Below are 11,994 nucleotides of genomic sequence, written 5' to 3' on the forward strand. Positions count from 1 at the left end.
GAGGCTGGGGGCGCGGGCGCGGGGGGGGGGGGGCGGGTGGGGCGAGGCGCGGGGGGGGGGGGGGGGGGGGGGGGGGGGGGGGGGGGGGGGCCGCGGGGGCGGGGGGCCCGGCGGGGGTGGGGGGTCGGGGGGGGGCCCCGGGGGGGGGGGGGCCCGCCGCCGGGGGGGGGCGGGGCCGGGGGGGGGGGCGGGGGGGGCGGGGCCCCGCCAGCGCCAGCGGGCCGATCCACAGGCGGCCGCGGCGTGCGGGGCCGCCGGCCTCGCCCGCCGCTGAACTGTCCCGGTCCGCCATCCTGGTCCTCGGGTCACGCTGCGCGTCCTGCGTCACGCCGGCGACCCGCCCTGCGGCCGGCCGGGACGCATCCCATCGTGTATTCAATTCATAGACCACGCCCGGGGTCCGGGCGAGATGCCGCAGTGCACGATCATGTGCTGGATCCTCCCGTGCCGCGGCCGGTTACCCGGCGACAGGGCTGGATCCTGCCCGTGTTCCACGCACGCTGACGCCGGACCGGTCCCCGTTTCGGCGACGCGCGCTCACGAGACCGAGACGCGATGACCGAGATTTCCCGGCGTTCCATGATCGCCGCCGCGGGCGGTGCGATCATGGCCTCCCCGGCCCTGGCGCAGCCCGCCGCCGCCCGCGCCGCCCCACTGCCCGAGCGCGGCGCGAAGGGCGCCGACATCCTGGGCCCGACCAACGACCCCCGGGCCGCCGAGGAGCCGTTCACCCTGGCCCCCCCGGCCACCGACCACGGCACGATGCCGAACCTGAAATGGTCGTTCAGCGACAGCCACATGCGGCTCGAGGACGGCGGCTGGGCGCGCCAGACCACTTTGCGCGAGCTGCCGATCTCCAAGGCCATGGCCGGGGTCAACATGCGGCTCAAGGCCGGCGCCGTCCGCGAGATGCACTGGCACAAGGAGGCCGAGTGGTCCTACATGATCAAGGGCAAGGCCCGGATCACCGCGGTCGACCAGGACGGGCGCACCTTCGCGGACGATGTCGGCGAGGGCGACCTCTGGTACTTCCCGGGCGGCATCCCGCACTCGATCCAGGGGCTTTCGGCCGACGGGATCGACGGCTGCGAGTTCCTGCTGGTGTTCGACGACGGCGGCTTCTCGGAGGATTCGACCTTCCTGCTCACGGACTGGCTGGCCCATACCCCGAAGGACATCCTGGCCAAGAACCTCGGCGTGCCCGAGCGCGCGCTGGGCAAGATCCCCGAGAAGGAGCTCTACATCTTCCCGGGTCCGACGCCCGGCCCGCTCTCGGCCGACCTCATGGGGGGCGCCGGCCAGATCCCAAAAACCTTCAGCCACCGGATGCTGGCGCAGGAGCCGATCCGCACCCGGAGCGGGCGCGTGCGGATCACCGATTCCACGGTGTTCCCGGCCTCGGCGACGATCGCGGCGGCTTTGGTCGAGGTCGAGCCCGGCGGCATGCGCGAGCTGCATTGGCACCCCAACGGCGACGAGTGGCAGTACTATCTCTCGGGCCAGGGCCGGATGACGGTGTTCGGCTCGGAATCGAAGGCCCGCACCTTCGACTACCAGGCCGGCGACGTCGGCTACGTGCCCTACGCCATGGGCCACTACATCGAGAACACCGGCGACACGACGCTGACCTTCCTGGAGATGTTCAAGAGCCCGCGCTACGCCGACATCTCGCTGAACCAGTGGCTGGCGCTGACCCCGCATCCCCTGGTGCAGGCGCATACCGGGCTGGATCCCAAGCAGATCGACGCCCTGCCGCAGACCAAGGCGCCGGTGGTGCCGAGTTGACGCGGCCAGGAACCTGATCGAGCCTGGATGCGTCGATGGGATGGACAATATTCAGGCCTGATCATGGAGAGATCGATGCGCGCCCTCGCTCGCGCGTTCCTCGTCCTGGCGCTCGCCCTCCCGGCGGGCGCCGCCCGGGCGCAGGTGCAGCCGAACGACCCGAACGCGGCCAATTCCTCGTTCGCCCTGCAGAGCCAGATCCGCACCCTCAACCAGCAGCGGGTCTCCGACTACAACACGTTGAACCAGCAGTTTCAGCGCAACGTCCAGTTCCAGCCCCACGCGCCGGTCTACGGCGTCTACGGCGGGCGCCGGGTCGGCCGGCACGGGATCGTGCGGGCGCCCCGGGGCGGGTTCAACACGAGCGTGTGCATCGGCTGCTGACCGATGGGGGTTCGGGCATAGCGGGGACAGCCCGAAAAAACCCTTTTCCCGTCCGCATGCTTGGCCCAGAAGCTGGGCCCATGGTGGCGCGCGCATGAACATTCTGCTGATCGGCTCGGGGGGGCGCGAGCACGCGCTGGCTTGGCGTCTGGCCAAGAGCCCGCTCTGTACCCGCCTGTTCACGGCGCCGGGCAATCCCGGCACCGCCCGGCACGGCACCAACCTGCCGGACCTCACGATCACCGACCACGCCGCGGTGGCGGCCTTCTGCGCCGCCGAATCCATCGGCCTCGTGGTGGTGGGCCCCGAGGCGCCGCTGGTGGCCGGGCTGGTCGACGACCTGAAGATCGCCGGGATCCGCACCTTCGGGCCGACCCGCGACGCCGCGCGGCTCGAGGGCTCCAAGGGCTTCACCAAGGATCTCTGCGCCGCCTGCGGCATCCCCACCGCCGCCTTCGCGCGCTTCACCGCCCTGGAGCCGGCCCTCGCTTATGTCCGCCGGCAGGGCGCCCCGATCGTCGTGAAGGCCGACGGGCTCGCCGCCGGCAAGGGCGTCACCGTCGCCGAGACCCTGGACCAGGCCGAGGACGCCCTCACATCGCTCTTCGAAGAGCCCGGCGCCGAGGTGGTGGTCGAGGAGTGTCTCTTCGGCGAGGAGGCAAGCTTCTTCGCGTTGTGCGACGGCACCCGCGCCATCCCGCTCGGCACCGCGCAGGACCACAAGCGCGTGTTCGACGGCGACCGCGGCCCCAACACCGGCGGCATGGGCGCCTATTCCCCGGCCCGGGTCGTGACCCCGGAGATCGAGGCCCGGGTCATGGCCGAGATCATCCTGCCGACGCTGGCCGGCATGCGGGCGCGCGGCTGCCCGTTCACCGGCATCCTCTACGCCGGCCTGATGCTCACCGCCGACGGCCCCAAGCTGATCGAGTACAACACCCGCTTCGGCGATCCCGAGGCCCAGGTGCTGATGCCCCGCCTCGCCTCCGACCTCGTGCCGGCCCTGCTCTCGGCGAGTGAAGGTGACCTCTCCGGGGTGACCCTCGAATTCGACCCCCACCGGGCCGCGCTCACCGTGGTGATGGCGGCGGCGGGCTATCCGGGCGCCGTGGTCCGGGGCTCGGTGATCCGGGGCGTCAAGGCGGCCGAGGGCGACGGCGTGTTTGTGTTCCAGGCCGGCACCCGCGACGAGGGCGGCCAGCTCCTGGCCGATGGCGGCCGGGTGCTGGCGGTCACGGCGCTCGGCGACAGCGTCACCGACGCCAAGGACCGCGCCTATGCGGCGGTGTCCCGGATCGACTGGCCGGAGGGCTTCTGCCGCCGCGACATCGGCTTCCGCGAAGTCGCCCGGGAAGCTGCCGAACAGGGCTGAGGTCTCGGTGTCTCGGGGGCTCCGCCCTCGAACCCCCGCCAAAGGGCCTGCCCTTTGGGAGCCTGTTACTCGCCGATCGCGGCGCCGGCCGGACGGCGGTTGTCGTTGGCGCCGTAGAGCAGGCCCGGGCGCATCCGCTCCGTGCGGGTCGCGTCGTTGCCCGAGGTGGCCACGTCGGCGGCATCCGGCACGGCGGCGCGGATTGCGATCAGCTCCTGTGCGCCCCAGGGTTTCTGCTCGACGATCGTGTGGCCCATGCCGCGCAGGATACCTTGCGTGTCCGCCGAGAGCGCGAACGGCTCGGCATAGACCGTGTCGGGCAGCCACTGATGATGGATCCGCGGGGCGTCCACCGCCGCCTGCGGCTCCATGCCGAAATCCAAGACGTTGATGAGCGTCTGGGCGTTGATCGTGATGATCCGGGAGCCCCCCGGCGAGCCCGCCACCAGGGCGACCTTGCCGTCGCGCAGCACGATGGTCGGCGCCATGGACGAGAGCGGGCGCTTGCCCGGCGCGATCGCGTTCCGGGCGCCCTGGACCAGGCCGAAGAGGTTCGGCACACCGGGCTTGACCGTGAAGTCATCCATCTCGTCGTTGAGAAAGAACCCGGTCTCGCCGGCCATCACCCCGGCGCCGAAATAGCCGTTGATCGTGTAGGTCAGCGAGACCGCGTTGCCGGCCTTGTCCATCACCGAGATATGGGTGGTCTCGGGCTTCTCCTGCGGGAGGTTTTCGGGATCCGGGCGGATCTCCGCCGACGGGGTCGCCCGGTCCGGCCGGATCGTGGCCCGGAGCTGCTCGGCGTAAGCCCGAGACAGCAGGCGCGCCACGGGATTGGGCCCGAAATCCGGGTCGCCCAGCAGGATGTTGCGGTCGGCATAGGCGCGCCGCATCGCCTCGACCATCAGGTGCACGGTCCGGGCGGAATTGAACCCCGCCGCCCGCAGGTCGTAGCCGTCGAGAATGGAGAGGATCTCGCACAACGTCGTGCCGCCGGACGAGGGCGGGGGCGCCGACAGTATGGTGGCGCCCCGGTAGCGGCAGGTCAGCGGCTCGGATTCGGTCACCGTGTAGGCGGCGAAGTCGGCCGCCGTCAGCAGCCCGCCTCCCGCCCGGGACGCCGCCTCGACCTGGCGGGGGATCGCGCCCCTGTAGAACGCGTCCGAGCCGCCCTCGGCGATGGCCTGGAGGGTGCGGGCGAGGCCGGCCTGGACCATCCGGTCTCCGGGCCGCCAGGGGCCGCCGTCCGGGCGCAGGAACACCCGCGCGACGTTGGCCTGCCCGGCGAACAGTTTTGTGCCGGATTCCAGGATGTCGGTGTCGCCGCGGGTGAGCACGAACCCGTCCCGGGCGAGCGCGACCGCCGGGGCCATCACCCGGGCCAGCGGCAGGGTCCCGTATTCGGCCAGCGCGGTGTTCAGGCCGAGCACGGTGCCGGGCACGCCCGCCGCCTTCCAGCCGCGCAGGCTCGCGCCCTTCACGACGGTGCCGTCGGCGTCGAGATACATGTCGCGGCTGGCCGCCCCGGGGGCCTTCTCGCGAAAGTTGATGAACCGGCTCGTTCCGTCGGCCCGGTGGAGGACCAGGAAGCCGCCGCCGCCGAGATTCCCGCAGCACGGGTTCACCACCGCCTCGGCATAGGCCACGGCCACCGCGGCATCGATGGCGTTGCCGCCGGCCTTCAGGATGTCGGCGCCCACCTGCGAGGCCAGGCGCTGGGACGACACCACCATGCCGTTCTCGGCTTCCACGGCCGGTCCCGAGGCGGCCCGCGCCCCGGGGCCTCCGAGGGCGACGAGAAGCCCGAGGAGCAGCGCGCGTGCCGGTGCGATCATCCAGGCTCTCTTCGATCCGGGTCCGGCGCTGCCATATAGGGGGCCGTGCGCCGGAGTCGCGGCCCCCAACCACACCCTCATGGGAGAGGCGGTTCGGCCGCCGAGCGCGATCAACCGTTGCGGAACGTGTAGCTGTAGCCGTTGAGCGCCGGCGCGCCGCCGAGATGGGCGTAGAGCACCTTCGAGCCCTTCGGAAAGAAGCCCTTCTTCACGAGGTCGATCATGCCCTGCATGGATTTACCTTCGTAGACCGGGTCGGTGATCATCCCCTCGAGCCGGGCCGAGAGCCGGATCGCCTCCACGGTCTCCTGCGAGGGCACGCCGTAGACCGGGTAGGCGTAATCCTCGTTGAGCACGACGTCGTCGGCGACGATGTCGCCCGCGCCGACCAGGGCGGCGGTGTTCTGGGCGATCTCGAGGACCTGGGCCTTGGTCTGGGCCGGGGTGCAGGAGGCGTCGATGCCGATGACGTTGCGGGCGCGTCCGTCCGCGGAGAAGCCGACCAGCATGCCGGCATGGGTCGAGCCGGTGACCGTGCAGACCACCACGTAGTCGAACGCCAAGCCCATCTCGGCCTCCTGCTTGCGCACCTCCTCGGCGAAGCCGACATAGCCGAGCCCGCCATACTTGTGCACCGAGGCGCCGGCCGGAATCGCGTAGGGCTTGCCGCCCTCGGCCTCGACCTCGGCCAGCGCGCGCTTCCAGCTGTCGCGGATGCCGATGTCGAAGCCGTCATCCACGAGCTGCGTCTGTGCGCCCATGATCCGCGACAGGAGGATGTTGCCGACCCGGTCGTAGACGGCATCCTCGTGGGGCACCCAGGCTTCCTGGATCAGCCGGCACTTCATGCCGATCTTGGCCGCCACCGCCGCGACCATGCGGGTGTGGTTCGACTGGACGCCGCCGATCGAGACCAGGGTGTCCGCGCCGCTCTTGATCGCGTCCGGCACGATGTATTCGAGCTTGCGCAGCTTGTTGCCGCCATAGGCGAGGCCCGAATTGCAATCCTCGCGCTTGGCGTAGATCTCGACCGCATCCCCCAGATGGGCCGAGAGCCGCTTGAGCGGCTCGATCGGCGTCGGGCCGAAGGTCAGGGGGTAGCGCTCGAACTGTTGCAGCATCGGGACTCTCCGGGTCTTCCGGCCGCCGGGATCATGTTCCGCCCGGCGCGGCCGCCTTCGGGTTACGGCAGAAACCTAACCCGGATCGCCTGAAAGGTGCTCTCGATCTTGGCCTGCCGACGGCTCTCTGCTTGCATCGATCGCCGCAACGGACGAGAAATCATCCGGAAAGTTCCAGAAAAGTGAAAGAAACCGCCATGTCCGCAGGGCTCGACCGGATCGACCTCAAGATCCTGCGCCTGCTGCAGGCGGACGGGCGCATGGCCAATGCCGAGATCGCCGAGCGCTCCGGCACCAGCGCGGCGACCTGCCATCGCCGGATCCAGCGCCTGTTCACGGACGGATTCGTGCGGGCGGTCCGGGCGCTGGTCGATCCGGCCCGGGTCGGCCGGGGCACCCTGGTCTTCGTCGGCGTCGTGCTCGACCGCTCGACGCCCGAGAGCTTTTCCGAATTCGAGGCCGCGGTGCGGGCGATCCCCGTCCTGCTCGACTGTCACCTTGTGGCCGGCGACTTCGACTACATCCTGAAGGTCCGCGTCTCTGACATGGCCGACTTCAACCGCCTCCACAGCGCCACGCTGATCGGCCTGCCGGGGGTGCGCCAGACCCGCACCTTCTTCGTGATGAAGGAGGTGATCGACAACGCGCCGCTGGATTTGTGACCCGCGGACCCGGGTTTCAAACCTTATCGGCGGTCGCCGCCGGGCCTATCGCGATGGACGACGCGCGCCCCTTTCCCGGACAGGTGGAGCGAAGCGGAACCTGGTCCGGGATCCAGCACACAGAGCGCCGCGCAGCGGCACAGGATGACATCGCGGCGGCGCAGGCGGACGCTGCGCGTCGTCTTGTGCTGGATCCCGGGTCGCATTCCGCTGACGCTCCACGCGCCCGGGAAAGGGACGGCGCGCAGGTCATGTCCCTCGTCGTTCCGCCCTACCCCTCCCCGCGCCGCGCCTTGCGCAGGGCCTCCCAGCGGTCGAGGCGCTCGGCGAGGCGAGTCTCGTAGCCGCGCTCCGTGGGCTGGTAGAGGTGCTGGCGCCCGATGGCGTCGGGCCAGTAATCCTGGCCCGAGAAGGCGTCGGGCTCGTCGTGGTCGTAGCGGTAGCCCTCGCCGTAGCCGATCCGCTTCATCAGCTTGGTCGGCGCGTTCAGGATGGTGCGCGGGGGCGCCAGGGAGCCGGCCTCCTTGGCCAGCCGTGTCGCGGCCTTGTAGGCCGTGTAGACCGCGTTCGATTTCGGCGCGCAGGCCAGGTAGATCGCAGCCTGGGCCAGGGCCAGCTCGCCCTCCGGGCTGCCGAGGAAATCGAACGCGTCCTTGGCGGCGTTGGCCACCACCAGGGCCTGCGGGTCGGCGAGCCCGATATCCTCCACCGCCATCCGGACCAGCCGGCGGGCGATGAACAGTCGGTCCTCGCCGGCATCGAGCATTCGGCACAGATAATAGAGCGCTGCGTCCGGATCCGAGCCGCGCACGGTCTTATGCAGCGCCGAGATCAGGTTGTAGTGGCCCTCCTGGGCCTTGTCGTAGATCGGCGCCCGCCGCTGCACGATCTCCTGCAGCGCCTCGGCATCCAGGGTCTCCCCCGGGCCGGCCGAGCGCCAGACCTCTTCTGCCAAGGTCAGCGCCGCCCGGCCGGCGCCGGGCGCCATCCGGACCAGCACGCCCCGCGCCTCCTCGGTGAGCGGCAGGGCTTGGCCCGTCAGCGCCTCGGCCCGGACCAGCAGCCGCGCGATCGCGCCCGGGTCCAGCGCCCGGAACAGCAGCACCCGGGCCCGCGACAGCAGGGCGGCGTTGAGCTCGAAGGACGGGTTCTCCGTGGTGGCGCCGACCAGCGTGACCGTGCCGTCCTCCATCACCGGCAGGAAGGCATCGAGCTGCGCCCGGTTGAACCGGTGGATCTCGTCGACGAACAGCAGGGTCGCCTGCCCGGTCGCCCGGCGCTTGCGCGCGGCCTCGAACACCTTGCGCAGATCGGGCACGCCGGAAAAGATCGCCGAGATCTGCTCGAAATGCAGGTCGGTGCCCTGGGCCAGGAGCCGCGCCACCGTGGTCTTGCCGGTGCCGGGCGGCCCCCAGAAGATCAGCGACCCGAGGCTGCGTCCGCGCAGGAGGCGGGTGAGCGCCCCGCCCTCCCCGGTCAGGTGCTCCTGGCCGACCACCTCCGCGAGGCTCTGCGGGCGCAGCCGGTCGGCGAGCGGGCGGCTCGCCTCCGCGACGGGGGCGTGGCCGGAATCCGGTGCCGATGGAGGCTCGGCGGAGGCGAACAGGTCGGACATCCGTGCATCAACACCGGGCCCGGCAGCAGGCGCAACCCGGGATCCAAGCCTTGCCCACGGCCAAGAGCCGGATGCGCGCTGTCCGGCTCAGCCCCCGAACACCGAGGTCATGATCTCGCCGTTGCGGTTGATCACGACCTCCCAGGAATTGAGGGTGTTGCGGGTGACCCGGTCCAGGTCCTTGGTGGTCGGCACCGGCACGCCGTTGACCGCTACGATGATGTCGCCCTTCTGCAGGCCGAGCCGGCCCGCGATCGAGCCCTCGTCCACCGCCTGCACGGCCACGCCTTCCGCCGGGAAATCGACCTGCAACTCCTCCGCCACCGCCGGCGAGGTGTTGACCAGGCTCGCGCCCTGGAACGGCGAGCGGGTCTTCACCTTCAGCACGTCGCGCGGGCGCGTCTCCGGGGCGGGGGCGAGCTTGACCGTCACCGTCTGGCGGTTCGTGCCGCGCAGGATTCCGAAGCGGGTCTGGCCCTGGATGCCCTTGAGCGCGAAGCGGTAGCCGAACGCCTCAGGGTCGGCGACCTCTTGGTTGTCCACCGTCAGGATCAGGTCGCCGCGCTTCAGCCCCGCCTCGTCCGCGGGGCTCTTGGGCTGCAGGCTCGCCACCAGCACGCCGGTCGGGTGGTCGAGGCCCATGCTGTCGGCGATGTCCGGGGTGACGCTCTGGATGCGCGCACCGAGCCAGGGCCGGCGCACCACGGTCGCGCCGTCGCGGGCCGCATCGACCACCGCCTTGACCATGCCCACGGGGATGGCGAAGCCGATGCCGTGGCTGCCGCCGGATTGCGAGTAGATCGCGGTGTTGATGCCGACCAGCTGGCCGCGCAGGTCGACGAGCGCACCGCCCGAATTGCCCGGATTGATCGCCGCGTCGGTCTGGATGAAATACTGGTAGTCCGCCGAGCCGACCTGGGTCCGGGCCAGGGCCGAGACGATGCCCTGCGTCACCGTCTGGCCGACGCCGAACGGGTTGCCGATCGCCATCACGAAGTCGCCGACCTCCAGGGCGTCGGCATCGCCGAACGGCATCGGCACCAGGCCCTTCGGGGCCTCCTTGAGCTTGAGCACCGCCAGATCGGTGCGGGTGTCGCGCATCACGATCGTCGCCTCGAATTCCCGGCGGTCGGAGAGCGCGATGCGCACCTCGTTCATGTTGTCGATGACGTGGTTGTTGGTGATCACGAGGCCGTCGGCATCGACCAGCACCCCGGAGCCGAGGGACCGCTGGGCCCGGTCGCCCCGGGGGCCGCGGCCGCCCTCCGGCTCGCCGAAGAAGCGGCGCATGAACTCGTCCATGGCGCTGGCGCGCGCGGTGGAGCGCTTCTCGACATGGGAGGCGTAGACGTTCACCACCGAGGGCGCGGCCCGCTTCACCACCGGGGCGAAGGAGAGCTGGACGTCGCTGCGGCTCAGCGGCACCGTCTTGGCCGTCCCCTCCTTCGGGGCGGCCGGCGCCTCCGTGCGGGCCATCTGCGCTCCGGCGGGGCCGGCGGCCAGCAGGGTCGCGGCGAGGGCGGGCAGGACGAGGCGGGTCAGCATGCAGGGCTCCGGCGGCGGGTCTGGCGCGCCGTCCGGATCGGCGGCGGCGTGCCGTGCGGCCTTACGCTATCGGAGCCGATTGCGGCAGGCCCACGACACCGTCGCCGCACGCCCCCAGACCTGAGCCGGTCAGGCGTCTTCCTTGCGGCGCGACGTCCGCTTCTTGGCGGCCTGGGGGGTGGGCTCGGGCTCAGGCTCGGGGGCCGGCGGCGCGGCGGATTTCCGGCGCTGCTGGCCGAGGCCGAGTGAGCGGGCGAGCTGCGAGCGCTGCTCCGAATAGCTTTGGGCGGTCATCGGGTAATCGGGATCGAGGCCCCACTTGGCGCGATAGGCCTCCGGGGTCAGGCCCCGCAGGGTCAGATGGCGGCGCAGGGTCTTGTAGGGCTTGCCGTCCTCGAACGAGATCAGAAAATCGGGCGTCACCGAGCGCCGGATCTCCTGCGCGGTCGCCTTGCTGGGGGCCGCGGCGGCAGGGCTGCCGGCGCAGACGCTCTGGATCGCACCATGGATGTCGTTGAGGAGTTTCGGCAGATCCGAGCTCTGCACATGGTTGTTGCTCACATAGGCCGAGACGATCTCGGATGCGAGCACGACGAAGCGGCTCTTATCGCCATCGGGTGGGGTCATATTGTGTACGCTGCCTTCTCGTGATGTCGAAACTGGCCAGAACGCAAGCACAGCGTCGCGATCCCGCAGGCCGATACAATCGCTTTTCGAAGACCCGTCAAGTCTCGAATTCAATGTCGCGCTATAGATCCAGGAGCGTGAAAGAATGGATGCTTTGCAGGATCAACCTCAAAGAAAGCGATGGCCTAGGACATTACTTGCGCGCAATCGAACGTGATGCGCCGGCGGGACTTCGGCGCCGCTCGGAATGCCGATCCTGGACTCGTTGGGGGAAGCAGGACTTGGTGTGTTGCGCGACGGATCTTGGCGCCGGGATCGTGCTGCCAGGCAGAACGTCGGCATGCGCGCTCGACCACCGCACGGGCGCCATGTGCAACCCCAGCGTGCCTACAGTTCGGTGTGGGCAACAATCTCGCGGGCTGCTCGAGCGCGATCCGTCGTCCGCCCGGCCGTTCCGGGACCGGCCCAGAGCGGGTCCCACGCGGGCTGGGCGGTGTCGGCGACGCGCCCCGGGAACGTATCGCCATCGCGCTCGGAATCACGGAGTTCGAGCCGCCGCGACGGAGGGCCGAGCGATCAGATCAGATCCCGGCGTTCCAGGGTTAGCCGGAGCGGTTGATCGGCCGCGACGAGCTTGCGCGTTCGCTGCGTCTGGTCCTTGGAGGCGAGGGGCGCTGAGCCCCGAACGCAGAAAGCCGGTCCGCGTGAGCGGACCGGCTTGGTTGTGTGGTCGCGTGGTTGTGTCGATGTGTACGATTGGTTGCGGGGACAGGATTTGAACCTGTGACCTTCAGGTTATGAGCCTGACGAGCTACCGGGCTGCTCCACCCCGCGCCAAGGTTGTGCGGCTGATCCGGTCTGGCTGTCCGCCTGTGTCGGGCGGGCTCCGGGGCCGTAGCGCTGATCGTGTCGAGGGGATGCTGGGTGTGATTGCGTTGTGCGGGTCTGGCGGCGACCGACTCTCCCGTGCCTTGAGACACAGTACCATGGGCGCTGGCGTGTTTAACGGCCGAGTTCGAGATGGGATCGGGTTCTGGGCACGCCGCTC

General features: G+C 70.6%; 9 protein-coding genes, 1 tRNA gene and 1 rRNA gene. 4 read left to right on the forward strand and 7 right to left on the reverse strand.

From position 1 onward, the window contains the following. The first annotated feature begins 555 nt into the window (after positions 1-555). From AO398_RS25275 to purD, 3 genes are all read left to right on the forward strand, one after another. Complete coding sequence (locus AO398_RS25275; RefSeq protein WP_058194923.1) at positions 556-1,785, forward strand: oxalate decarboxylase family bicupin; 1,230 nt, start codon at positions 556-558, stop codon at positions 1,783-1,785. A 75-nt stretch (positions 1,786-1,860) separates the two neighbouring features. Beyond that, entirely contained in the window at positions 1,861-2,169 is a 309-nt protein-coding gene (locus AO398_RS25280; RefSeq protein WP_058194924.1) for a hypothetical protein, read from the forward strand. A gap of 94 nt (positions 2,170-2,263) precedes the next feature. Next, the gene (gene purD / locus AO398_RS25285; RefSeq protein ID WP_058194925.1) at positions 2,264-3,541 is read left to right on the forward strand and encodes a phosphoribosylamine--glycine ligase; all 1,278 of its coding nucleotides are present in this window, start codon (positions 2,264-2,266) and stop codon (positions 3,539-3,541) included. A gap of 65 nt (positions 3,542-3,606) precedes the next feature. On the opposite strand, the gene ggt is transcribed toward purD, so the two are convergent. After that, the gene (gene ggt, locus AO398_RS25290; protein WP_058194926.1) at positions 3,607-5,376 is read right to left on the reverse strand and encodes a gamma-glutamyltransferase; all 1,770 of its coding nucleotides are present in this window, start codon (positions 5,374-5,376) and stop codon (positions 3,607-3,609) included. A 110-nt stretch (positions 5,377-5,486) separates the two neighbouring features. Next, positions 5,487-6,497, reverse strand: coding sequence for a 1-aminocyclopropane-1-carboxylate deaminase (locus tag AO398_RS25295; RefSeq protein ID WP_058194927.1), 1,011 nt, complete (start codon positions 6,495-6,497; stop codon positions 5,487-5,489). Positions 6,498-6,694: 197 nt separating this feature from the next. On the opposite strand from AO398_RS25295, the gene AO398_RS25300 reads away from it, so the two are divergent. Then, a complete protein-coding gene (locus AO398_RS25300; protein ID WP_058194928.1) occupies positions 6,695-7,159 on the forward strand; it encodes an Lrp/AsnC ligand binding domain-containing protein in 465 nt (154 codons plus the stop codon). Positions 7,160-7,430: 271 nt separating this feature from the next. On the opposite strand, the gene AO398_RS25305 is transcribed toward AO398_RS25300, so the two are convergent. The 5 genes from AO398_RS25305 to rrf form a co-directional block, all read right to left on the reverse strand. Further along, entirely contained in the window at positions 7,431-8,774 is a 1,344-nt protein-coding gene (locus tag AO398_RS25305; protein WP_058194929.1) for a replication-associated recombination protein A, read from the reverse strand. An 87-nt stretch (positions 8,775-8,861) separates the two neighbouring features. Then, positions 8,862-10,319 carry a Do family serine endopeptidase gene (locus AO398_RS25310; protein WP_058194930.1) on the reverse strand — a complete coding sequence of 486 codons (1,458 nt, stop codon included), beginning with the start codon at positions 10,317-10,319 and terminating at the stop codon, positions 8,862-8,864. 129 nt (positions 10,320-10,448) lie between these two features. Further along, positions 10,449-10,946 carry a MucR family transcriptional regulator gene (locus tag AO398_RS25315; RefSeq protein WP_058194931.1) on the reverse strand — a complete coding sequence of 166 codons (498 nt, stop codon included), beginning with the start codon at positions 10,944-10,946 and terminating at the stop codon, positions 10,449-10,451. A 757-nt stretch (positions 10,947-11,703) separates the two neighbouring features. Next, positions 11,704-11,780, reverse strand: a tRNA-Met gene (locus AO398_RS25320). 109 nt (positions 11,781-11,889) lie between these two features. Beyond that, positions 11,890-11,994: ribosomal RNA gene (gene rrf, locus AO398_RS25325) — 5S ribosomal RNA — on the reverse strand; the annotation flags it as partial.

The organism is Methylobacterium sp. GXS13 (assembly GCF_001455965.1).
Lineage (GTDB): Bacteria > Pseudomonadota > Alphaproteobacteria > Rhizobiales > Beijerinckiaceae > Methylobacterium.